Source organism: Promicromonospora sp. NPDC057488 (genome assembly GCF_042802395.1).
In the GTDB taxonomy this organism is placed as follows: Bacteria; Actinomycetota; Actinomycetes; order Actinomycetales; family Cellulomonadaceae; genus Promicromonospora.
In genome coordinates this window covers 15,079-36,125 of record NZ_JBHVEG010000038.1, presented here as the reverse complement: position 1 = coordinate 36,125, position 21,047 = coordinate 15,079, and the positions used below count along the sequence as shown (strand labels likewise).

The following is a 21,047-nucleotide window of genomic DNA, read 5'->3' as shown; positions in this document are numbered from 1 at the left end:
GCGGCGTCAGGCCTCCAGCAGGATGGTCACCGGCCCGTCGTTGACCAGCTCCACCTGCATGTCGGCACCGAACCGGCCCGTCTCGACCGTCAGGCCGCGCTCGCGCAGCGCGGCCACGACGGCGTCCACGAGCGGTTCGGCGACCGGCCCCGGCGCCGCCTGGTTCCACGTGGGGCGGCGCCCCTTGCGGGCGTCGCCGTAGAGCGTGAACTGGCTGACGACGAGCACGGGTGCGCCGACGTCGGCCACCGACTGCTCGTCGTGCAGGATCCGCAGGTCCGCGATCTTGCGGGCGATGGTCTCGACCTGGGCCGGGCCGTCGTCGTGCGTCACGCCGACCAGCGCCAGGACGCCGGGCTTGTCGATGGCGCCCACGACCTCGCCGTCCACGGTCACCGAGGCCCGGGTGACGCGCTGGAGCACCGCCTTCATCGACGGCCCTCGGCGTAGGCGTCCGCGAAGACGGCACGGACCTCGCCGACCGGGCGGCCGCCGCCGAGCACGGGCACGCGGCCCAGCCCGTCGAGCCCGCCCGGGTACACGCCCGGCAGGCCCGCCGCGCCCGCGGCACGCAGCGCGGCGGCGAGGATGGCGGGGCGGGCGCGGGCGGAGCCGTCGAGCACCTTGAACGCGAGCGCGGAGCCGTCGGGCAGGCCGGCGGCGTAGACGCCCTCGGCGCCGTCCTTGGCGACCAGGCCCGGCACCGCCTGCATGGCGAGCGTGACGTCGCGCCCCGTGCCGCCCACCATCTCGGGGTGCGCGGAGATCGCCCGGGCGGCGCGCGCCTCGTGCGAGCGGACGTCCTCCGTCGGCGCGGCGCCCAGCGTCGAGAACGCGCGCGCCAGGCCGAGCAGCGTCGTGGAGAACAGGGGCGCGCCGCAGCCGTCGACGGTGGTGTGCATGACGAGCTCGGTGTCGCCGGTCAGCTCCAGGATGGTGCTGCGGACCGCGCGCTGCAGGGGGTGCTCGGGCGACAGGTAGGTCTCGATGTCCCAGCCCTGCGTGAGGCAGGTGGCGAGCATCGCCGCGTGCTTGCCCGAGCAGTTCTGCGCGAGCGGCGCCGGGCCCGGACCGCCGTCGTGCGGGGCGATGTGCCAGTCCAGCGCGGCCGGCGGGTAGAGCGGCAGGTCAGGGGTGTTCCGCAGGGCGCCGGAGCCGAGACCCACGGAGCCCAGGATCTGCAGCACGCCCTCCAGGTGGAACTGCTCGCCGTTGTGGCTCGCCGAGGCCAGTGCGAGCAGGCGGTCCGGCAGCTCCAGGCCCGCGCGCAGCATCGCGAGGAGCTGCAGCGGCTTGAGCGACGACCGCGGCCAGATCGGCGCGGTGGGGTTGCCCACCTGGACCACGGGCCGCCCGGTCGGGTCGAGCACCACGAGGTGCCCCAGGTGCACCGACTCCACGATGTCGCCGCGGATCACCTCGGCCAGGGGCCCGGCGTCGGGACCGGCGTCCATCGGCGCGGTCACCATCCGCCCTGCGGTCCGCGCGGCTTGTTGCCCGTGCCGTACGGCTGCAGGCGGGGGCGCACGTCGGCCCAGTAGACGATGGCCGGGACCACCGCGATCACGTTCAGGAAGGAGTACGCCGTTACCATCATCGGCGGCAGCCCGAGCAGCCCGAAGACCGCCGCGACACCGAGGATCGCGAGCCAGATCGGCTTCGAGAGCTTGCCCTCGGACGTGTAGGCGTGGGCGGGACGCCGGATCGCGTCGACCAGGGCGATGACCTGGACCGCGAAGACGACGACGCCCAGCACGATGAAGACGAACGTTTGGAGAGCTCCGAACACAGCACGAGCCTACGGCAAGCGCGGCCGCGAATCGCCTGGTCCGGATGGTCAGCCGGCCCGGCGCGCGTCGTCCTCGTGCCTGGCGCCGAACAGCATGCTGGCCAGCATCAGCATGAACACCACCCAGCCGAGCACACCGGGGAGCCAGACCCAGGACCAGCTCACCGTCGTGCCGACGACGAGCACGGCGATGCCCGTCAGGCTCCACAGCGCCACGGTGTAGATGCCGAACCGCGCGGCGGCCGACGGGTCGCGGTCGAACCGGGTGCCGGCCTGCGCGTGCGCGGACTCCTGTTCGAGCACCCACTGCTTCTTCCGGTTGGTGGTGGTCGCAGCGAGCCACGAGAGCAGCACCACGCCGGCCACGAGCACGATCCCGTCCAGGACGAGCCACCCGTTCGTCCCGCCGAACAGGTGCACCAGGGCGAGCAGGGCACCCACGAGCACCAGGCCCCAGCCGAACCCGAACAGCGCGGCACGTCGGCGCGGCATCGGGTGGCTGGCCGTCGTCTCCTGGCTCAGCGAGCCGCCCACGACGGCGCCGAGCGCGAGCCCCGCCACCAGCGCGAGCGCGGTGGGCAGCAGGGGCCCGAGGTCCCTGTGCGCGTAGCCGACGGCGGCGAACACCGTGCCCACCACGCTCGCCGCGAGCACGATCGACTGCAGCACCACGGCCGCGACGAACGTCCCGGATGCCGGGACCCGGTTCCGGGCCATCAGGTCGTAGGAGGACGGTGCGGGCCGCTCGGCGTCGCGCGGGCCCGCGTCCGCCTCCTCGACCAGGGCGCGCACGTCGCCGAGCTCGCCGACCGCGCGCCGCGCGGCGTCGTCGGGCGCCACGCCGCCGGCGGCCAGCTCGGCCACGCGGTCCAGGAGGTTCGCGCGGATCTCCTCCTTGAGGTCCTGCACGTCGGGGGTCGTCGGGATGCCCGCGAAGGCCTCGTCCAGCAGGCGGTGCACCGAGGTGTTCGTCATCAGGAACCTTTCAGGTCGAGGAGGGAGTCGATGGTGCGTCGCGTGGCCACCCACGCGTCCACGTTGCGCCGGTACACGGCACGCCCCGCGTCGGTGATGCGGTAGTACTTGCGGCGTCCGCCCTGGGACTCGTCGCCCCAGTACGCCTCGACCAGCCCGTCCTTCACGAGCCGCCGGTAGGCCGCGTAGAGCGTGGCCTCCTTGATCTCGTGGTCGCCGCCGGTCGCGTCGCGGATCTGCTTGTAGATCTCGAAGCCGTAGCGATCCCGGGCGCGCAGCACGCCGAGCACGATCGTGTCGGTGTGCCCGCGCAGGAGGTCGGCGGCGAAGGGGTCTATCACGCCAACTACTGTATCTGATCAAGTACTTGACGACAACAAGCTCTGTGCACGGCCTGTGGACAGCCGGCTACAGCTCCGGCAGCGCCTCGCGGGCCTCGCCCGGGCCGGCGCCCGACGCCTCCAGGGCGTCGACGACCGGCGAGCGCAGCAGCATCACCAGGGACTGGACCTGCCAGTCGCCCTCGCCCACGGTCCGCGGGTCCAGCTGGGCGGCGAGGGCCGTCAGCAGCTCGCGCCCCCGGGCGGCGTCGCCCCCGGAGCCGAAGTCGGAGGCGAGGAGCCGCACGCCGGACGCGAAGCCCTCGACCAGCCCGGCGACCGGCTGCACGTCGTGGTCCCCCTCGACCACCGGGAGCACGCGGCGGGCCAGCACCCGCACGGACCGCATCACCCGGTCCACGAGCACCGCCTGCGCCTCCAGCCGGGCCAGCTCGCCGCGGTGGATGCGGCCCACCGAGATCCGCGCCAGCTCGCGGGCGTCGCGGGCGGCCTCCTGCCACTCGGCGAGCACCGGTTCCGAGGCGCGGCCGCGCACGAGCGCCGCGCGGACGTCGTCGACGTCGTCCGACCGCATGCCGCGGGCGAGCGTCTCCAGGGTCTCGGCCAGCTCGGTCACGGCGCGCTCGGCGAGCGCCCGCGGACGGCGCCGGGTGTCGCCCGGGGTGAGCAGCGCGACCGTGAGCGCGACGGCGCCGCCGACCAGGGCGTCGGTCCACCGCCCGAGCGGCCCGCCGGAGACCTGGGGCAGGCCCACCACGATGATCGCCTGGACCCCCGCCTGCGTGACCAGCAGCGTGCCCCGGTCGATGAACCGGGCGGCGATCGCGGAGATGAACAGCACCAGGCTGAGCTGCCACCAGCCCGAGCCGATCAGGTGCACGATCAGGTCGCCCATGGCGACGCCGACCGCCACGCCCACGGCCATCTCGGAGACCCGGCGCACGTCCCGCTGCGCCGTGAAGCCGAGCAGCACCCACGCCGCGACGGGCGCGAAGAAGGGCTGCTCGTGCCCCAGCACGTACCGCGCGATCAGGTACGCGACGCCGGCGGCGAGCGAGGCCTGCGCGATCGGGATCAGGCTCGCCCGCGCGCGGGTCCAGCCCTGCCGCAGCCGGGTGCGCAGCATGAGCGTGCGCATGGCCTTGCGCCACATCTCGTCGGCGGGGCCGGGCAGTGAGGTCACGGTGGCATCCTGCCACCCGGCCTCACGGACGCGTCAGATGAGCGACGCCGGGCCGCGCAGCCCCTTGGTGAGCGGCCCGTGCGACTCCGGCCGGTCGACCGACATGCCGTCGCCCGGGACCACGATCTCCTGCGCCGCCGACACCTCGATGGCCTGCCCCGAGACGTCGCCGGACACCATGAGCTCGGCGTCCTCCGGGACGTTGCGCTTGAGCACGGCCAGGCCGATGGGTCCCAGCTCGTGGTGGCGCGCCATCGAGGTCAGCGTGCCCACGACCTTGCCGGGCGCGCCGTCCGCCCCGGGCAGGCGCACCTCGGCCCCCGCCTCCGGGAGCAGGTGCTGCGAGCCGTCGAGGTGCAGCATCACGAGCCGGCGCGGCGGGCGGCCGAGGTTGTGCACGCGCGCAACGGTCTCCTGGCCGCGGTAGCAGCCCTTGTTGATGTGCACGGCGGTGCGCAGCAGGTCGAGCTCGTGCGGGATGGTGCGGTCGTCGACCTCGCGCGCCTGGCGCGGGCGCCAGGCCTCGACGCGCAGGGCCTCCGTGGCCCACGTGCCGGCGAGCGGCCAGCCGGCGGCCTCGCGGGCCGCGACCTGCGCCTCCAGCTCGGCGCGCGGCACCAGCACGAGCCGCCACGGCCGCATCGCGCCGGGGTGCTCGCCCTCGGCCGGGCCGTAGCGCGTGCCCCCGCCGACGACGTTGGGCCAGGCGTCGTGCCAGGTGACCGGCTCGCCCTCCGCGCCCTCGGCGGCCACGGGCTCGCCGATCGCCGCCCACTCGTCGGTGGCGTCGGTGATCTCGACGCGCAGCATGAACTTCATGCGGTCGAGCCAGCCGGCCAGGCCCGGCGCCGACTCGCGCTCGGTGATCAGCCAGGTGGCCTCGCCGTCGTCCACCACGCCCGCGACGTGCTCGATGTGGCCCTGCGGCGACAGGACGAGCAGCTCGGTGCTGGTCCGCGGCGCGAGGTCCTCGAGCTGCTGGGAGGTGATCGAGTGCAGCCAGCTCAGCCGGTCGGGGCCGGCCACGCGGACGATCCCGAGGTGCGACTGGTCGACGACGGCCCCGCCGCGCGACAGCGCGCGCTGCTCGGCCGTCGGGTCGCCGTAGTGCCAGGCGACCCCGGCGTCGGGCCCGGCGGCGGCGACCGCGCCGCGCCGGCTCAGCAGGGGGCTCTCGTAATCCATGCTCACCTCAGGTGCAGCGTCGGGAACGGGCGGGGCATTCCCGCCGGGGTTCGGTTACTGCCGGTCCAGCTCGGCCGAGGCGTACGAACGCAGCGGCTCACCGAAGGCGGCGAGCTCCTCGACCCACAGCAGCCGGCCCTGCACCAGGCCGTACAGCCGCTTGGAGGCGCGCACCTCGGACGCCGTCGACGTCCGGGCGATCGCGTCCGAGGCGAGGTCGATCCGCCCGTTGCCCGCGGCGCCGATGTAGACGGTGATGCGCCCGGAGGCGTCGGCCACGAGCACCTCGAGCGCGTGCTTGTTCTCCTCGAGGCCCTCGGGGCGGTCCGTGGAGACGCGCCAGTAGCCGGTCTCGGTGGACCAGACGGTGCCGGCCTCACCGACCTCGGCGGCCTCGGGCCACTCGCCGTCGTCGGGCAGCTTGTCGGGGACGACGCTCTCCAGGACCCGCAGCGTGGACTCGAACCGCAGGTAGGGGCCGCCGTCGTGGTCGAAGACCAGGTCCTGCACGAAGGTCTTCTTGCCGACGCCGGGGTAGTCGATCACACCCTCGCCGCGCCAGCGGCCGACCAGCCAGGCCAGCGGGTACACCTCGGGCGAGAGACCGTCCGGGAAGGTGAACGTCATCAGCGCTGGCCGGTGTACAGCTTGTAGACGACGTAGCCGGCGAACCAGGCGACCGCGACTGCGACCGCCACGATGAGGCCGGTGAAGATGAGCTCAAGGGCGTGGATCGACATGGTGCCGATCCTAACGTCCACCGCCTACAGTCGGCCCATGCGCCAGCTCGTGATCAAGACCACCTCAGGCCTGGACCGCCCCGAGGCCACCAACCAGGCCTTCACCGTGGCCGCCGCGGCCGTCGCGTCGGGGGCGGAGGTGAGCCTGTGGCTCACGGGCGAGTCGGCGTGGCTCGCACTCCCCGGCCGCGCGGCCGAGCTCGAGCTGGAGCACGCGACGCCCCTGCCCGACCTGATCGAGGTCATCCTGTCGGCCGGGACCGTCACGGTCTGCACGCAGTGCGCGGCGCGGCGCGACATCACCGAGGCGGACGTGCTGCCCGGCGTCCGGATCGCGGGCTCGGCACTGTTCACCGAGGAAATCCTGCGCGACGGGGCGCAGGCGCTCGTCTACTAGCCGGCGCCTAGGCGCGGACCAGGCCCGACCGGCGCAGCAGCAGGTACAGCTCGCACCCGAGGCACAGCCCGACGACGGCGTTGAGCGCGGCGGCGACGAACGCCGCGGCGGCCGCGATCGGCACGGCCGGCAGCACGCCGAAGAAGCCGAGGATCACGCCCACGCCGGTGACGAACAGGCCGACACCCTGCGCGAAGCGCGGCGGGCGGCGGTCCTCCATCTCCGTGGGCGGGCCGAGCCGCGGCCGCACGAACCGCTTGTAGAGCATGCCCTGCCACGAGCCCTCGGCGCCGCGCACCGTACCGAGCACGAAGCTCAGCATGATGAAGGTCAGCAGCCACAGCCCCGCGGTGCTCGCGCCCAGCAGGACGACGGCGGCCAGGAGCACCGCCGTGATGCTCGCCCCGACGCGTGGTCCCCGCGGGTCGATCCCCTTGCTCGCGTTCATGACTGCCCTTCCCCGTCTGCCTGGACCGCCGCTGCCGGAACCCGGCTCAGCGCCTGCCGCGCCTGCGTGTCGGACACGACGCCGCTCATCCGGGCCACCTCGTGCCCGCCGCCGTCGACCACGAGCACCGTGGGCGTGCGGAGCACGCCGAGGGTGCGCACCAGGTCGAGGTGGTCGTCGACGAGCACCTCGCGGTGCGCGACGCCGTCACCCTTGCCGGTCAGCCCCCCGAGCACCCGCGACGTGGAGCGGCAGGCCGCGCACACCTCGGCGGAGAACTGCACGAAGGTCACCCGGTCGGCCAGCGCGATCCCGGAGGACGCCCAGTCGATGCCGACCGGGGTCTCACGGGGTGCACGGACAGCCCCCTGCCGCGCGGACCACCACACGCCGAGCACTGCCGTGCCCAGCACGAGCACGGCCAGCGCGATCACCTGTCCCAACATTTAGCCCACCCTGCCGTGCCTCGCTCATCCAGACAAGTCCTGATCCGCGATATGGATGGGCAATGAGGCCGGTCACAGTGGGGGTGGCTGACCTTCTCGGGTGCCCGCCCACATGATTCCCTGGTCTGCACAACCAGTCGGAGCAGTATTTCTGGTGCCGAAATGCCACCCGGCCCGACGGGGCCCCGGTGGTAGCGTGCATGCATCCGCATATATAGGAGAATTGTCTAGGATGGAAGTTTTGCCAACTCGAACGTGGAATGGTCTGACCATTCCGGCGGCCGGGGTGTACCAGATCGACCAGAACCACAAGCGGCTCGGCTTCCTCGCCATGCACATGATGGTCAGCCCCGTCCGGGGCGAGTTCGCCGAGGGCACCGCGACGGTCACCGTCGGCGAGGACCCCCTGATGTCGCAGGTCACCTGCTCCATCCAGGCGGCTTCCGTGGACACCCATGTGGACGAGCGCGACACGCACCTGCGCAGCGCCGACTTCCTCGACGTGGAGAACCACCCCACCATCGAGTTCCGCAGCACCGGGTTCCGGATGCGCACCCAGGTGGACCCGATCTTCTCGTGGGCGCGCCTCAAGGCCGGCACCGCGGGCCGGCGGCCGCACGACCCGACCCAGGCGGACGGCTCGTTCACCAAGTTCGTCATGGACGGCCTGCTGACGGTGCGCGGCACGACGCGCCCGGTCACGCTGGAGTGCGAGTTCGGCGGCGTGGGGCACGACCCCTACGGGCAGGACATCTTCGGCTTCCACGGCAGCTGCGAGATCGAGCGCGAGGAGTGGGGCCTGCTCTGGAACGTCGCGCTCGAGGCGGGCGGCGTCCTGGTCGCCAAGAAGGTCCGCATCGAGATCGCGGGCGAGATGATCCGCCAGTCCTGAGGCGGACCGCGCCGGTCACCTCAGAGGATGACCATCCGGCCCACGACGAACACGAAGATGCCGCACACCGCGACGGGCAGCGCGGCCGCCGAGAGCCCGGCCAGACGCGCGCCGCGGGCAGGCAGCCGCTCCAGCAGCAGGTGCAGCGCCCCGACCACGATGCCCGCGACCAGGCCGCACCAGAGGCCGCTCACGGTGTCGATGTTCGGCAGCAGCGTGCCGGCCGCACCGCCCACCGCCACGGCGGCGACGGCGGAGATGCCGAGCGCCACCCAGCCGCGCACCGGCAGCGCCGACACCGCTGCCGCGACCGCGAGCGCCACCGCGCTGGTCACGACGAGGGCGGCCCCGGCGTCGGACCGGGCGGCGGCGATCCAGCCGGCGGCGGCGATCGCGACGACGACGCCGGCCACGGTGCCCGAGACGGACTCGGTGAGCTGGGGGCGCCCGTCGCGCCGGAGCATCTGCGCGATGAAGGCGAGCACGACCGCGCCCGCCAGCACCATCGGCAGGTGCCGCAGCACGGGCTCGCCCTCGGTGAGGTACACGGCGCCCGCGCCCCCGAGGCCGCAGAGCGCCACGACCACGCGCGTGCTCCCGGACGCGGGCAGGCGCAGCAGCGACGGCCACCCGAGCGCGACGAGAACCACCAGGACCACGACCGCGCCCACCAGGGGCAGGGGCCGGGGCTGGACGTAGGACGCGGCGGCGACGAGGGCCGCGAGCGCAGCGGTCGTCACGGCGCGGGTGGAGACGGACACGGCTCAGAGTTTTCCAGAGAGTTCGCGAGTTGCCTCAATCGCGGCCCGGCAGGCCCGATATCTCGGGCCTGAGCGAGACGAGCAACACACGCGTCATGCGAACGTCACGGCTCCTGACCAGCATGGTGGTGCTCAGGAAAAGGGCGTGTAACATGCACGCAACAAGCAACAGGGCAGACTTCCGCAGAGCCAGTTGGACGCGACGGACGTCTCGCTGCAGCGAGACCCGAGCCAGGGACGGTAGCAGGACGCCGGTTCCGAGAGGAGGTGCGTCAATGGCAGAACTGTTGATCCTCACGCCCGCCACCGGCGGGTCGGCCGAGGTACTGCCCGCACTGGGACTGCTGTCCCATCGGGTGCGGGTGCTCCCGATGGAGCCCTCCGCGCTCGTCGACGCCCCGGACGCGGACGTCGTGCTGCTGGACGCCCGCCGCGACCTGGTCGCGGCCCGCACCACCTGCCGCCTGCTGCACGCCACGGGCCTGACGGTGCCGCTCGTGCTGATCCTCACCGAGGGCGGCCTGACGGTCGTGACCCACGAGTGGGGTGCCGATGACCTCCTGCTGGAGTCGGCCTCGCCCGCCGAGGTCGAGGCGCGGCTGCGTCTCGTGGTGGAGCGCTCGGCGCGCGGCCCGGCCGAGGAGTCGCAGCAGGAGATCTCCGCGGGCGAGCTCGCGATCGACGCCGGCGGGTACACCGCCCGGCTCCGCGGCCGCCCCATCGACCTGACCTACAAGGAGTTCGAGCTCCTCAAGTACCTGGTGCAGCACCCGGGCCGCGTCTTCACGCGGGCCCAGCTGCTGCAGGAGGTCTGGGGCTACGACTACTACGGGGGCACGCGCACGGTCGACGTGCACGTGCGGCGCCTGCGCGCCAAGCTCGGCCCCGAGCACGAGCAGCTCATCGGCACGGTGCGCAACGTGGGCTACCGGTTCGACCCGCCCAAGGAGCGTGCGGTCGAGGAACCGCCGGCACCGGAGAGCAAGCCGGCGTCCGACACCAAGCAGGCGGACGACCCGAACGGCGGCCCCGCCGGGAAGCGTGTGGCGCAGGCCGGGAACTGACCCGGCCCGGAACCCGCGCAGACCGCGCGGTGAGCACGTAAGTTCGTAACTGTGACCGCACTCTCGGCCAGGACGGCCGTCCGCACGGCAGCCGCCAGCGACTACACGAGCGCCCTCGTCGAGGGCCCGTGGCAGCACGAGTTCGTGTCCTCGGGCGGCTCCCGCTTCCACGTGGCGGTCGCCGGGCCCGAGGGCCGCTCCGCTCCCCTGGTGCTCCTGCTGCACGGCTACCCGCAGTTCTGGTGGGCGTGGCGCGCGCAGATCCCCGTCCTGGCCGACGCCGGCTACCGCGTCGCCGCGATGGACGTGCGCGGCGTGGGCGGCTCGGACAAGCCGCCGTCGGGCTACGCGATCCCGGCCCGGGCGGCCGACGTCGCCGGCGTGGTGCGCTCCCTCGGGCGCGAGAAGGCGGTGGTCGTGGGGCACGGCACGGGCGGCATGCTCGCCTGGGCGGTCGCGGCCCTCCACCCGGGCACGACGACGGCGATCGCCGCGCTGGCGAGCCCGCACCCCGCCAGGGTGCGCCCGCGCCACGGCGCGGCGCTCACACCGGCCGCCCTGCGCGCGCTGGCGTACCTGCAGGTCCCGACGCTGCCGGAGCGGGCGCTGATCAAGGGCGACCTGGTGCGCCGCACCCTCGACCTGGGAGCCGGCGCCCCGCTGCCCGACGACGTCGTGGACCGGTACCGGGCCGTCATGCGCATCCCGTTCGCCGCACACTCCGCGGCCGAGGCCCTGCGCTGGGCGGTGCGGTCGAGGCCCCGGATGGACGGGCGCCGGTTCGGCGCCGCCCTGCGCCGTCCGCTGGAGGTGCCCGCGCTGCAGGTCCAGGGCGCTCTGGACGGGTTCCTGCGGGCCGGGCGCGGGGACGTCGACGAGCTGGTCCTCGGGGCCGGGCACTTCCTCCCCGAGGAGGCGCCCGACCGGGTCAACGAGATCCTGCTGGACTGGCTCGCCCGGGTGGCCTAGCTACTTCAGCGGCAGGCCCGCCAAGGCCGAGCGCTCGGGCGCTGGCCGCACCAGCTTGGCCGCCTTGTCGGGGTCGGTCTCGCCCGCGCCGTACGACGGGCACAGGTCCTTGATGCTGCACGCCCCGCACGCCGGGGTGCGCGCCAGGCACACGCGCCGCCCGTGCCACACGAGGTGGTGGCTGAGCATGGTCCACTCCTTCTTCGGGAACAGCTCGCCCACCTCCGCCTCGACCTTCACCGGGTCCTCCTCGGTGGTCAGGCCCAGCCGGCGCGCCAGCCGCCCGAAGTGCGTGTCCACGGTGATCCCGGGTACGCCGAACGCGTTGCCGAGCACGACGTTCGCCGTCTTGCGCCCCACGCCGGGCAGCGTGACCAGGTCCTTCAGCTTTCCCGGGACCTCGCCGTCGAACCGCTCGACGAGCGCCTTGCCCAGGCCGATCACGGCCCTGGACTTGGCCCGGAAGAAGCCGAGCGGGCGCAGGATCTCCTCGAGCTCCTCCGGGTTGGCCTCCGCGTAGGCCTGCGCGTCGGGGTACATCACGAACAGCTCGGGCGTGGTCTGGTTGACGCGGACGTCGGTGGTCTGCGCGCTCAGCACGGTCGCCACCAGCAGCTCCAGCGGCGTGCGGAAGTCCAGCTCGGCCCGGGCGTCCGGGTAGGTCTGCGCGAGCGTGCGGTTGATGCGCCGTGCCCGGCGCACGAGCGCCAGCCTGCTCTCCGGCGCATTCTTGGAGTGCTTCTCGGATTCGCGTTCGCTGACGGTCACGTCGCCACACTAACGATCCCCACTGACATCGGGCCGGGGATCGCCGGTACCGGGAACTTGGCGCGGGTCTGGTCCGTGTACCTAGGACGCGGAGTATGAGAAGGTCAAGGACGCATCCGCCGTCCACCAGCCGAGCGGTCGCGACCCGATGCCCGCCCGACGGTCCGGGCAGACCGACGGACCACACGACGGTCCACGTGAATCGAGGAAGAGTCACCATGCCGTACACGCACCACCTGCGCGTCTACCCGTCCGCCGAGCCGCTCAAGCGCACCGACCAGCTCGCCTGGAAGCTCGCGGAGCTCGCCACCGACACCGTCGAGCCCACGGCCGAGGTCACCGACATGGTGATCAACCGCGTGATCGACAACGCCGCGGTCGCGGCGGCCAGCCTCACGCGCGGACCCGCCGTCGCCGCCCGGTCGCAGGCCCAGGCGCACCCGTACACGCCCGGTTCCACGGTCTTCGGCCTGGCCCCGGAGGCCACGAGCAGCCCCGAGTGGGCGGCCTGGGCGAACGGCGTCGCCGTCCGCGAGCTCGACTTCCACGACACGTTCCTCGCGGCCGAGTACTCGCACCCGGGCGACAACATCCCGCCGATCCTGGCCGTGGCGCAGCACGCGGGCCGCTCGGGCCGGGAGCTCGTGCGGGGCATCGTGACCGGCTACGAGATCCAGGTGGACCTGGTCCGCTCGATCAGCCTGCACAAGCACAAGATCGACCACGTGGCGCACCTCGGCCCGTCGGCGGCGGCCGGCATCGGCACGCTGCTCGGGCTGGACACCGAGACGGTGTTCCAGGCGATCGGGCAGGCCCTGCACACCACCACGGCCACGCGGCAGAGCCGCAAGGGCCAGATCTCGACCTGGAAGGCCCACGCGCCGGCCTTCGCGGGCAAGCTCGCGGTCGAGGCCGTGGACCGCGCGATGCGCGGGCAGACCTCCCCCGAGCCGATCTACGAGGGCGAGGACGGCGTCGTCGCCTGGCTCCTGGACGGGCCCGACGCCGCCTACGACGTCGTGCTGCCCGCCGCCGGCGAGCCGCGCACGGGCATCCTCGACACGTACACCAAGGAGCACTCCGCGGAGTACCAGGCGCAGGCGATCATCGACATGGCCCGCGCGCTGGGCGCCGAGCGCCCCGAGCTGCGCGACCCCGCGAACGTCGCCTCGATCGTGCTGCACACCAGCCACCACACCCACTACGTGATCGGCTCGGGCGCGAACGACCCGCAGAAGTACGACCCGACGGCGTCGCGCGAGACGCTCGACCACTCGGTGCCCTACATCTTCACGGTCGCGCTGCAGGACGGCGGCTGGCACCACGTGGACTCCTACGCGCCGCAGCGCGCGCAGCGCCCAGACACGGTCGAGCTGTGGCGCAAGGTCACCACCGCCGAGGACCCGGAGTGGACGCGCCGCTACCACTCGACCGACCCGGCCGAGAAGGCGTTCGGCGGCCGCGTCGAGATCACGCTGACCAGCGGCGAGACGGTGACCCGCGAGATCGCCGTCGCCGACGCCCACCCCCTGGGCGCCCGCCCGTTCGCCCGCGCGAACTACGTGGCCAAGTTCCGCACGCTGGCCGCGGGCGTCCTGACGGACGCCGAGATCGACCGCTTCCTCGACCTGGCCGAGCGCCTGCCCGAGCTCACGGCCGCCGAGGTCCGCGAGCTCACGATCGTCGCCGCCCCCGGCGTCCTGGACGCCGTCCCGGCCCCGACTGGCCTGTTCGAGCTGGGGCGTGCCTGATGCTCTACTCGCACCTCACCCCCGCCGCGAAGCGCCGCGCGTTCCGCGAGGCCCTCGCCGGGCCGGACCTGCTGCGGCTCCCGGGCGCGTTCAACCCGCTGAGCGCCAAGCTCATCCAGGACAAGGGGTTCGACGGCGTCTACGTCTCCGGCGCCGTGCTGTCCGCCGACCTCGGCCTGCCCGACATCGGCCTGACCACGCTCACCGAGGTGGCCGGCCGGGCCGGACAGATCGCCCGGGTCACCGACCTGCCCGTGCTCGCCGACGCCGACACCGGGTTCGGCGAGCCGATGAACGTGGCCCGCACGGTCCAGACCATGGAGGATGCCGGCGTGGCCGGCATCCACATCGAGGACCAGGTCAACCCCAAGCGCTGCGGCCACCTCGACGGCAAGGAGGTGGTCGGGCTCGGCGACGCCGTCCGGCGCATCCGGGCCGCCGTCGACGGCCGCCGCGACCCCGACTTCCTCATCATGGCGCGCACCGATGTGCGCGGCACCGAGCCGGGCGAGCGCGGGCTGAGGCTCGCGATCGACCGCGCCAAGGCCCTGGCCGACGCCGGGGCGGACGCGATCTTCCCCGAGGCGATGAAGGACCTCGCCGAGTTCGAGGCCGTCGCCTCGGCCCTCGACGTGCCGGTGCTGGCGAACATGACGGAGTTCGGCAAGTCCGAGCTGTTCACGGCGAAGCAGCTGCACGACGCCGGGGCGCGGCTCGTGATCTACCCCGTCACCCTGCTGCGCATCGCGATGGGTGCCGCCGAACGGGCGCTGGACCAGATCGCGGCGTCGGGCACCCAGGCGGACCTGGTTCCCGAGATGCAGACCCGCGCGCGGCTCTACGAGCTGACCGACTACGCGGCCTACAACCACTTCGACTCGAACGTCTTCACCTACCAGCCCTGACTTTGTCTCGACACGAAGGAGTGCTCATGACCGAGACCACGGAGATCCGGAAGGGTCTGGCCGGCGTCGTCGCCGACACGTCGGCCATCTCGAAGGTCAACCCGGACACCAACTCGCTGCTGTACCGGGGCTACCCGGTGCAGGAGCTGGCCGCGAAGAAGTCCTTCGAGGAGGTCGCCTACCTGCTGTGGCACGGCGAGCTGCCGACCCCCGCCCAGCTCACCGAGCAGACGGCGGCCGAGCGGGTGCACCGCGAGCTGCCGGACAACATCCGGGACGCGATCCTCGAGCTGCCCACCGACTGCCACCCCATGGACGTGTGCCGCACCGCGGTGTCGATCCTGGGCGCGCACGACCCGCAGGCCGAGGACTCCTCGCCCGAGGCGGAGCTCGCCAAGGCGCTGCGGCTGTGGGCGGTCCTGCCCGCCGTCGTCGCGCTCGACCAGCGCCGTCGCCGGGGCCAGGAGATCGTGCACCCGCGCGAGGACCTCGGCTACTCCGCCAACTTCCTGTGGATGACGTTCGGGGAGGAGGCCGAGCCCGCCGTCGTGCAGGCGTTCGAGGCCTCGATGGTGCTGTACGCCGAGCACTCGTTCAACGCGTCCACGTTCACCGCGCGCGTCATCACCTCGACGCTCGCCGACCTGCACTCGGCCGTCACGGGTGCCATCGGCGCCCTCAAGGGCCCGCTGCACGGCGGCGCGAACGAGGCCGTGCAGGCCACGTTCGAGGAGATCGGCACGGCCGACAAGGCCGAGGCCTGGCTCGAGGACGCGCTCGCGCAGAAGAAGAAGATCATGGGGTTCGGCCACCGGGTCTACAAGAGCGGCGACTCACGCGTGCCGACCATGCGCGCCGTGCTCGGCGACCTCGCCGCGCACTACGGCGACACCGAGGTGATCGACCTGTACGACACCCTCGAGAACGCCATGGTCAGCCGAAAGAACATCAAGCCGAACCTGGACTACCCGGCCGGGCCGGCGTACCACCTGATCGGGTTCGACACGAACATCTTCACGCCGCTGTTCGTGGCCTCCCGGATCACCGGGTGGACGGCGCACGTCATGGAGCAGCGGGCCGCCAACTCGCTGATCCGGCCGGTCTGCGAGTACGTCGGACCGGAGCAGCGCGAGGTTCCCTGACCGGTTCCCAGGACGCCCGTTCCGAACTCCCAGGTGACACCCCTAGGATTTATGGACGGGCGTCCTACTTCGTGCTGGGCAAAGCCGACATCCCGCATGAGGCGGACGATCGCGTCGGGCTGCACGCCACGCGGACGCCACGAGAGACACCGATGACCCGGCAATCTCGTGACATTGAGGCAGACTGAGAGGTGGAAAAGACTGATGGACGAAAGTCCCCGACACGTGAGGACACCACTGGTGGACGACGAAGTCGTACTCTCTGCCCCCCTCTTCGCGGACATGGAAGGCGAGGAGACGCACGCGCTCTTCGAGTCCATGGTGCCCGTGGAGCTGGTCCGGGGTGACGTGCTCTTCCGCGAGGGCGAACCGGGTGACCGGCTCTATGTCATTGCGCAGGGCAAGATCAAGCTGGGTCGGCGGTCGAGCGACGGCCGCGAGAACCTGCTGTCGATCCTGGGCCCGGGCGAGATGTTCGGTGAGCTGTCCCTGTTCGACCCGGGTCCCCGCACGGCGTCGGCCTCGTCCGTCTCGGACTCGGTGGTCTACGAGCTGCGTCACGACTCGCTCGTGAAGTGGATCGCGGATCACCCGGGTGTCGCGACCCAGCTGCTGGGTGCGCTCGCGCGCCGGCTGCGCCGCACCAACGAGACCCTCGCGGACCTGGTGTTCTCCGACGTCCCCGGCCGTGTCGCCAAGGCGCTGCTGGACCTCTCGACCCGGTTCGGCGAGCCCAACGACGACGGCATCCGCGTGGCGCACGACCTCACGCAGGAGGAGCTGGCGCAGCTCGTCGGCGCCTCCCGCGAGACCGTGAACAAGGCCCTGGCCGACTTCGCGACCCGCGGCTGGGTGCGCCGCGAGGGCCGCGCCGTCGTGCTGCTGGACCTCGACCGGCTGGAGCGCCGGGCCCGCTGAGGCGCGACGAACAAGAGGCCAGGTGATCCGCTCGGATCACCTGGCCTCTTTGTCGTCTGCTCAGACCCCGCGGGCCGTCAGGGTCATCAGCGTCGCCTCAGGGGGGCACGCGAAGCGCACCTGGGCGTACGGCGACGTGCCGGCGCCCGCCGAGACGTGCAGCCACGTCGAGTCCTCGCCGCCCTCGCGGTCGGGGCGCGGGCCGGGCCAGCCGTGCAGGCCGGACGCGCGGCCGCGGTCCAGGTCGCAGTTGGTCACGAGGGCGCCGTACCACGGCAGGCACAGCTGGCCGCCGTGGGTGTGGCCGGCGATGATCGCGTCGACGTCGTCGTCCTTGAGCTGGTTCAGCACCCGCTGGTACGGCGCGTGCACGACTCCGAGGCGCAGCACGGCGTCCTCCTCGCCCGGCGCCCGGCCCGGCTCGGGCATGACGTCGAGGTCGAGGTGCGGGTCGTCCATGCCGACCAGTCCGACAGTGCGTCCGTCCCGCAGCTCGACGAGGCCGCGCCGGTTGTCCAGGTCGACCCAGCCGGCGTCCGTGAACGCCTTGCGGAGCGACTCGGTGGGCAGCGGGATCTTCTCGCCGCCCTCGACGCGAGCGTCCGGCAGCAGGTACCGGGCCGGGTTCTTGAACGCCGGCGCGTAGTAGTCGTTCGACCCCATGACGAACGCGCCGGGCACGTCCATGAGCTGGCCCAGGACGTCGAGCAGCGGGGCCAGCGACTGCTGGTGCCCGAAGTTGTCGCCCGTGTTGATCACCAGGTCGGGCTCGAGCGCGGCCAGCGACCGGACCCAGGCCTGCTTGGTGCGCTGGCTCGGGGTCAGGTGCAGGTCGGCGACGTGCAGGATCCGGATCGGGCGCTGCCCCGGGGGCAGCACCGGCACGGTCACCCGGCGCACCTGGAAGAGCTTGCTCTCCAGGTGCGCGTAGGCGATACCGGCGGCGGCGATGCCCCCGACGATCCCGAGAGCCTTGCCGACGTTACCCAGCGTCCCCATGCGGATCAGTCGTCTCCGCCGTTGTCGCCACCGCCGGGGCCGCCACCACCGGGGCCACCGCCGCCGTCGTTGCCGCCACCGCCACCGCCGTTGCCGGAGTCGCCCCCGCCGCCGTTGTCGCCGCCACCGTTGTTGCCACCGCCGTTGTTGCCGCCACCGTTGTTGCTGTTGTTCGGCTTGGGCGCGACGGGCTGCTTGCCGACGAGCTTGGGGTCAGCGGCGGGGAAGGCCGTCTTCGGCAGGCCGGCCACGGCCTGGTCCATGTACCGGCGCCACGTGGGCGCGGCGATGGTGCCGCCGTACATCGGGCCGACCTTGGCCGAGCTGTCGTACCAGGACATCGCCGGCAGGTACACGTTCATGTGCGGCACGTTGCCGCTGGCCTCACCCACCCAGACGGAGGTGGAGAGCTCGGGCGTGTACCCGGTGAACCAGCTCTGCATGGCGTCGTTGGTCGTACCGGTCTTGCCGGCCACCGGGCGGCCGTCGGCGAGCCCCGGGGACAGCGACCAGGCCGTACCGAACGGGCTGGTCTGGAAGACCTTGGTCATGGCGTAGGCCACGGTGTTGGCGACCTCGGGCTCCAGCGTCTGCTTGCAGTCGGCCGAAGGGACGTCGATGTCCTTGCCCTCGTGGTCCTTGACCTCGAGGATCGCGACGGGCTTGCAGTAGGTGCCGCCCGAGGCGAAGGTCGCGAACGCGGCGGCCTGGTTGACCGGCGTCGAGGCCTGGGTGCCGAGGGTCATCGACGCCATCACGTCGATGTCCTTCTGCTTCGGGTCGTCGATCGTCCGGAACTGCCCCACGCCCTCGTACGACAGGCCCGACGTCATCGGCCGGAAGCCGACGTCCCAGGCCGTCTTCTGCACCTGGCAGAGGTCGAGCTGCTGCGACATCCGGGCGTACACCGTGTTGAGGGACTGGAAGGTGCCCTGGAGGACGCTCACCGTCCCGCTGGCGGCCCCGTCCACGTTGGACACGTTCCACGGCTGGTGCGTGAAGGCGTGCACGCAGCCGTTGGCCGTGAACTCCGTCTCGTAGGCCGAGTAGGAGTTGGCGCTGACGCGGTCCTGGAGCGTGTGCCCGCTGCGGAGCCACTCGGCGAGCACGAACGGCTTGAAGTTGGAGCCCACCTGGAACCCGCGCGAGTTGCCGTGGTTGTAGTCGGCCGAGTAGTTCTGCGCGGTCGTCCGCCCCGCCGACTCTGCGCGGGGGTCGTACGGCACGTTCTGCGCCATCGCCTTGATCTTGCCGGTGCCCGGCTCGACCGAGGTGACCGCGGCCTCGAGGTCGTAGGCGTTGTCGGCGGGGACCGCCTGCCGGATCGTCTTCGCGGCAGCCTTCTGCATCTTGACGTCCATGGTGGTGACGATCCGGAGGCCGCCGCGGTACAGCAGGTCGTACCGGTCCTGACGCGTCTCCCCGAACTCGGGGTTCGCCATGATCTCCTTGATCACGTAGTCGCAGAAGAAGGCCGCGCCGCCCGCCGAGTCGCAGCCGACGTCGATGGGCTGGACGTCGAGCGTGTCCGCGAGCTTGGTGGCCATCGCCTCGTCGCGCTCGGCGGTGGAGATGTAGCCGAGCTGCCACATCTTGCCGATCACGAGGTTGCGGCGCACCTCTGCGTCCTCGGGGTTGGCCACCGGGTCGAACTGGCTCGGCGCCTTGGTGATGCCGGCGATCGTCGCCGCCTCGACGACCGACAGGTCCTCCGAGGACTTGTTGAAGTAGTGCTGCGAGGCCGTCTCGACGCCGTACACGCTCGTGCCGAACTGCGCGATGTTGAGGTAGCCCTGGAGGATGTCGTCCTTGGACATCTCCTTCTCGATGGCGATCGCGAGCTTCGCCTCGCGCAGTTTTCGGGTGAGCGAGCTCTCGCGGGCCTCCAGCACGCCGAACGTGTCGCCGGCGCGGATGGACTCCTCGATCAGCACGTTCTTCACGTACTGCTGCGTCAGCGTCGACGCGCCCTGGGTGTCACCGCCGCCGAAGTTCTGCAGCGCGGCACGCGAGATGCCCTCGGGGTCGACGCCGCCGTGCGTGTAGAACCGCTCGTCCTCGATGGCGATGACGGCGTTCTTCATGTGGTCGGAGACCTTGTCGAGCGGCACGACGATGCGGTTCTGCTGGTAGAACGTCGCCAGCTTCGTCTTGCCGTCGGACGCGTAGATCTGCGACTGCTCCGACAGGGGTCCCGGCACCAGCTCGGCGGGTACCTCCTCGAACACCTCGACCCCGGTGTCGACCGCAGTGTCCATGCCGGACGCCAGCGGGATCACCAGCCCGGCCGCGATCACACCACCGGCACCAGCCGTGAGCACGAATGCAAGAAGGAGTCCGATGAGCTGAGCCGCGGGTATGGTCCGAGTGATCCGGCGCGGCTCGCGAGGGTTCGCCATGGCCATGCGCCCAGGTTACGGGGTGTCACTGACAGGGCACGCCGAAAACCGTCCCGGCCGGTGTGCAGGTCTCGTGCGGAATCGCCGTCGCCGATCGCGGGCTAGCATCGTCGGCATGGCAACGAAGTGGGAGTACGCGACGATCCCCCTCCTCATTCACAACACCAAGGCGATCCTCGACCAATGGGGCTCGGACGGCTGGGAGCTCGTGCAGGTGGTCCCCGGACCCGACGGCACCGGGCTCGTCGCCTACCTGAAGCGCCCCACGGGCGGTGACGCATGAGCCACGAGCAGCGCCTCGCGGAGCTGGGCATCACGCTCCCCGAGGTGGCGGCCCCGGTCGCCGCCTACGTGCCGGCCGTGCAGACCGGCCGCTACGTCTACACGTCCGGCCAGCTCCCCTTCGCGGAGGGCACCCTGCAGGCCACCGGCAAGGTCGGTGAGGGCGAGGGCCTGGTCTCCCCCGACGACGCCGCGGGCTACGCCCGCACCTGCGCGCTCAACGCGCTGGCGGCCGTCCGGTCGATCACCGGCTCGCTCGACTCGATCTCCCGGATCGTCAAGGTCGTGGGTTTCGTCGCGAGCGACCCGTCGTTCTCGGGCCAGCCCGGCGTGATCAACGGTGCCTCCACCGTGCTCGGCGAGATCTTCGGCGACGCCGGCCTGCACGCCCGCTCCGCGGTCGGCGTGGCGGTCCTGCCGCTGGACTCGCCGGTCGAGGTGGAGCTCGTCGTCGAGCTCGCGTAACGCCCTCGCGGGTGGCCCGGAACGGGCGTGATCGGAGCCACTACGGATTCGGTTTCCGTTCCGGGCCATGCGTCGGCTATTCTGAGCAGGCTTCCGCGGAAGGGCTTCGTGCCTGATGCGCGGTGGACTCCATCGGGGTGTGGCGCAGCTTGGTAGCGCGCTTCGTTCGGGACGAAGAGGTCGCAGGTTCAAATCCTGTCACCCCGACCATGTGAGAGGCCCTCCGGC

24 protein-coding genes and 1 tRNA gene are annotated in these 21,047 nt (G+C 72.2%); 11 read left to right on the top strand and 14 right to left on the bottom strand.

Going from position 1 to position 21,047, the window contains the following annotated elements:
- Positions 1-6: 6 nt before the first annotated feature.
- From dtd to ACFU5G_RS10555, 8 genes are all read right to left on the bottom strand, one after another.
- Complete coding sequence (dtd, locus tag ACFU5G_RS10590; protein ID WP_121386463.1) at positions 7-432, bottom strand: D-aminoacyl-tRNA deacylase; 426 nt, start codon at positions 430-432, stop codon at positions 7-9.
- Positions 429-1,469, bottom strand: a complete 1,041-nt coding sequence (locus ACFU5G_RS10585) for an asparaginase (RefSeq protein ID WP_377243470.1) — start codon at positions 1,467-1,469, stop codon at positions 429-431. The genes dtd and ACFU5G_RS10585 overlap by 4 nt, the downstream gene beginning before the upstream one ends.
- Entirely contained in the window at positions 1,463-1,789 is a 327-nt protein-coding gene (locus tag ACFU5G_RS10580) for a DUF2516 family protein (RefSeq protein WP_377243468.1), read from the bottom strand. Before ACFU5G_RS10580 ends, ACFU5G_RS10585 begins: the two co-directional genes overlap by 7 nt.
- A gap of 48 nt (positions 1,790-1,837) precedes the next feature.
- A complete protein-coding gene (locus ACFU5G_RS10575; protein ID WP_377243466.1) occupies positions 1,838-2,764 on the bottom strand; it encodes a permease prefix domain 1-containing protein in 927 nt (308 codons plus the stop codon).
- Positions 2,764-3,105, bottom strand: coding sequence for a PadR family transcriptional regulator (locus tag ACFU5G_RS10570; RefSeq protein WP_377243464.1), 342 nt, complete (start codon positions 3,103-3,105; stop codon positions 2,764-2,766). Before ACFU5G_RS10570 ends, ACFU5G_RS10575 begins: the two co-directional genes overlap by 1 nt.
- Positions 3,106-3,172: 67 nt before the next feature.
- The gene (locus tag ACFU5G_RS10565; RefSeq protein ID WP_377243462.1) at positions 3,173-4,288 is read right to left on the bottom strand and encodes an aromatic acid exporter family protein; all 1,116 of its coding nucleotides are present in this window, start codon (positions 4,286-4,288) and stop codon (positions 3,173-3,175) included.
- Between the two features lie 33 nt (positions 4,289-4,321).
- Complete coding sequence (locus ACFU5G_RS10560; protein WP_377243460.1) at positions 4,322-5,473, bottom strand: YgfZ/GcvT domain-containing protein; 1,152 nt, start codon at positions 5,471-5,473, stop codon at positions 4,322-4,324.
- Positions 5,474-5,527: 54 nt separating this feature from the next.
- Positions 5,528-6,100 carry an FABP family protein gene (locus ACFU5G_RS10555; protein WP_377243458.1) on the bottom strand — a complete coding sequence of 191 codons (573 nt, stop codon included), beginning with the start codon at positions 6,098-6,100 and terminating at the stop codon, positions 5,528-5,530.
- 150 nt (positions 6,101-6,250) lie between these two features.
- On the opposite strand from ACFU5G_RS10555, the gene ACFU5G_RS10550 reads away from it, so the two are divergent.
- The gene (locus tag ACFU5G_RS10550) at positions 6,251-6,610 is read left to right on the top strand and encodes a DsrE family protein (RefSeq protein ID WP_020017900.1); all 360 of its coding nucleotides are present in this window, start codon (positions 6,251-6,253) and stop codon (positions 6,608-6,610) included.
- A 7-nt stretch (positions 6,611-6,617) separates the two neighbouring features.
- Here the strand turns inward: ACFU5G_RS10550 and ACFU5G_RS10545 are convergent, their stop codons facing one another.
- Together ACFU5G_RS10545 and ACFU5G_RS10540 are read right to left on the bottom strand one after the other, a co-directional pair.
- Positions 6,618-7,058, bottom strand: a complete 441-nt coding sequence (locus tag ACFU5G_RS10545) for a DUF4395 domain-containing protein (protein WP_020017899.1) — start codon at positions 7,056-7,058, stop codon at positions 6,618-6,620.
- A complete protein-coding gene (locus tag ACFU5G_RS10540; RefSeq protein ID WP_377243455.1) occupies positions 7,055-7,504 on the bottom strand; it encodes a thioredoxin family protein in 450 nt (149 codons plus the stop codon). Before ACFU5G_RS10540 ends, ACFU5G_RS10545 begins: the two co-directional genes overlap by 4 nt.
- Before the next feature lie 286 nt (positions 7,505-7,790).
- Between ACFU5G_RS10540 and ACFU5G_RS10535 the strand changes: the two genes are divergently transcribed.
- Complete coding sequence (locus ACFU5G_RS10535) at positions 7,791-8,396, top strand: YceI family protein (protein ID WP_377243453.1); 606 nt, start codon at positions 7,791-7,793, stop codon at positions 8,394-8,396.
- 20 nt (positions 8,397-8,416) lie between these two features.
- Here the strand turns inward: ACFU5G_RS10535 and ACFU5G_RS10530 are convergent, their stop codons facing one another.
- Positions 8,417-9,157, bottom strand: coding sequence for a hypothetical protein (locus ACFU5G_RS10530; RefSeq protein WP_377243451.1), 741 nt, complete (start codon positions 9,155-9,157; stop codon positions 8,417-8,419).
- Positions 9,158-9,432: 275 nt separating this feature from the next.
- Here ACFU5G_RS10530 and ACFU5G_RS10525 point away from each other — a divergent pair, with 275 nt between their 5' ends.
- The gene (locus ACFU5G_RS10525; protein ID WP_377243449.1) at positions 9,433-10,221 is read left to right on the top strand and encodes a winged-helix domain-containing protein; all 789 of its coding nucleotides are present in this window, start codon (positions 9,433-9,435) and stop codon (positions 10,219-10,221) included.
- A 51-nt stretch (positions 10,222-10,272) separates the two neighbouring features.
- Entirely contained in the window at positions 10,273-11,190 is a 918-nt protein-coding gene (locus ACFU5G_RS10520; protein WP_377243447.1) for an alpha/beta fold hydrolase, read from the top strand.
- Here the strand turns inward: ACFU5G_RS10520 and nth are convergent, their stop codons facing one another.
- On the bottom strand, positions 11,191-11,958 hold the full coding sequence (gene nth / locus ACFU5G_RS10515) for an endonuclease III (RefSeq protein ID WP_377243444.1): 768 nt from the start codon (positions 11,956-11,958) through the stop codon (positions 11,191-11,193).
- Between the two features lie 218 nt (positions 11,959-12,176).
- On the opposite strand from nth, the gene ACFU5G_RS10510 reads away from it, so the two are divergent.
- The 4 genes from ACFU5G_RS10510 to ACFU5G_RS10495 all read left to right on the top strand — a co-directional run bounded on the left by ACFU5G_RS10510 (position 12,177) and on the right by ACFU5G_RS10495 (position 16,674).
- Positions 12,177-13,709, top strand: a complete 1,533-nt coding sequence (locus tag ACFU5G_RS10510) for an MmgE/PrpD family protein (RefSeq protein ID WP_377243441.1) — start codon at positions 12,177-12,179, stop codon at positions 13,707-13,709.
- Positions 13,709-14,614, top strand: coding sequence for a methylisocitrate lyase (prpB, locus tag ACFU5G_RS10505; RefSeq protein WP_377243438.1), 906 nt, complete (start codon positions 13,709-13,711; stop codon positions 14,612-14,614). Before ACFU5G_RS10510 ends, prpB begins: the two co-directional genes overlap by 1 nt.
- A gap of 26 nt (positions 14,615-14,640) precedes the next feature.
- Complete coding sequence (locus ACFU5G_RS10500) at positions 14,641-15,756, top strand: bifunctional 2-methylcitrate synthase/citrate synthase (protein ID WP_377243435.1); 1,116 nt, start codon at positions 14,641-14,643, stop codon at positions 15,754-15,756.
- A 240-nt stretch (positions 15,757-15,996) separates the two neighbouring features.
- The gene (locus tag ACFU5G_RS10495; RefSeq protein ID WP_026366137.1) at positions 15,997-16,674 is read left to right on the top strand and encodes a Crp/Fnr family transcriptional regulator; all 678 of its coding nucleotides are present in this window, start codon (positions 15,997-15,999) and stop codon (positions 16,672-16,674) included.
- 60 nt (positions 16,675-16,734) lie between these two features.
- Here the strand turns inward: ACFU5G_RS10495 and ACFU5G_RS10490 are convergent, their stop codons facing one another.
- A complete protein-coding gene (locus ACFU5G_RS10490; RefSeq protein ID WP_377243432.1) occupies positions 16,735-17,673 on the bottom strand; it encodes a metallophosphoesterase in 939 nt (312 codons plus the stop codon).
- Positions 17,674-17,678: 5 nt separating this feature from the next.
- Positions 17,679-20,078 (bottom strand): transglycosylase domain-containing protein, encoded by a 2,400-nt coding sequence (locus ACFU5G_RS10485; protein WP_377243429.1) that lies wholly within the window; start codon positions 20,076-20,078, stop codon positions 17,679-17,681.
- Between the two features lie 109 nt (positions 20,079-20,187).
- On the opposite strand from ACFU5G_RS10485, the gene ACFU5G_RS10480 reads away from it, so the two are divergent.
- From ACFU5G_RS10480 to ACFU5G_RS10470, 3 genes are all read left to right on the top strand, one after another.
- On the top strand, positions 20,188-20,355 hold the full coding sequence (locus tag ACFU5G_RS10480) for a DUF4177 domain-containing protein (protein ID WP_020017885.1): 168 nt from the start codon (positions 20,188-20,190) through the stop codon (positions 20,353-20,355).
- The gene (locus ACFU5G_RS10475) at positions 20,352-20,819 is read left to right on the top strand and encodes a RidA family protein (protein WP_182619570.1); all 468 of its coding nucleotides are present in this window, start codon (positions 20,352-20,354) and stop codon (positions 20,817-20,819) included. The genes ACFU5G_RS10480 and ACFU5G_RS10475 overlap by 4 nt, the downstream gene beginning before the upstream one ends.
- A 133-nt stretch (positions 20,820-20,952) precedes the next feature.
- Positions 20,953-21,029: transfer RNA gene (locus tag ACFU5G_RS10470), tRNA-Pro, on the top strand.
- Positions 21,030-21,047: the final 18 nt, after the last annotated feature.

Bases quoted from the DNA above. Each gene is read 5' to 3' on its own strand.
- ACFU5G_RS10525 (WP_377243449.1), top strand. From the start codon at position 9,433: ATGGCAGAACTGTTGATCCTCACGCCCGCCACCGGCGGGTCGGCCGAG.
- ACFU5G_RS10555 (WP_377243458.1), bottom strand. From the start codon at position 6,100: ATGACGTTCACCTTCCCGGACGGTCTCTCGCCCGAGGTGTACCCGCTG.
- ACFU5G_RS10560 (WP_377243460.1), bottom strand. From the start codon at position 5,473: ATGGATTACGAGAGCCCCCTGCTGAGCCGGCGCGGCGCGGTCGCCGCC.
- ACFU5G_RS10550 (WP_020017900.1), top strand. From the start codon at position 6,251: ATGCGCCAGCTCGTGATCAAGACCACCTCAGGCCTGGACCGCCCCGAG.
- dtd (WP_121386463.1), bottom strand. From the start codon at position 432: ATGAAGGCGGTGCTCCAGCGCGTCACCCGGGCCTCGGTGACCGTGGAC.
- ACFU5G_RS10490 (WP_377243432.1), bottom strand. From the start codon at position 17,673: ATGGGGACGCTGGGTAACGTCGGCAAGGCTCTCGGGATCGTCGGGGGC.
- ACFU5G_RS10500 (WP_377243435.1), top strand. From the start codon at position 14,641: ATGACCGAGACCACGGAGATCCGGAAGGGTCTGGCCGGCGTCGTCGCC.
- ACFU5G_RS10540 (WP_377243455.1), bottom strand. From the start codon at position 7,504: ATGTTGGGACAGGTGATCGCGCTGGCCGTGCTCGTGCTGGGCACGGCA.
- ACFU5G_RS10475 (WP_182619570.1), top strand. From the start codon at position 20,352: ATGAGCCACGAGCAGCGCCTCGCGGAGCTGGGCATCACGCTCCCCGAG.
- ACFU5G_RS10480 (WP_020017885.1), top strand. From the start codon at position 20,188: ATGGCAACGAAGTGGGAGTACGCGACGATCCCCCTCCTCATTCACAAC.
- ACFU5G_RS10585 (WP_377243470.1), bottom strand. From the start codon at position 1,469: ATGGTGACCGCGCCGATGGACGCCGGTCCCGACGCCGGGCCCCTGGCC.
- ACFU5G_RS10485 (WP_377243429.1), bottom strand. From the start codon at position 20,078: ATGGCCATGGCGAACCCTCGCGAGCCGCGCCGGATCACTCGGACCATA.
- prpB (WP_377243438.1), top strand. From the start codon at position 13,709: ATGCTCTACTCGCACCTCACCCCCGCCGCGAAGCGCCGCGCGTTCCGC.
- ACFU5G_RS10510 (WP_377243441.1), top strand. From the start codon at position 12,177: ATGCCGTACACGCACCACCTGCGCGTCTACCCGTCCGCCGAGCCGCTC.
- ACFU5G_RS10575 (WP_377243466.1), bottom strand. From the start codon at position 2,764: ATGACGAACACCTCGGTGCACCGCCTGCTGGACGAGGCCTTCGCGGGC.
- ACFU5G_RS10545 (WP_020017899.1), bottom strand. From the start codon at position 7,058: ATGAACGCGAGCAAGGGGATCGACCCGCGGGGACCACGCGTCGGGGCG.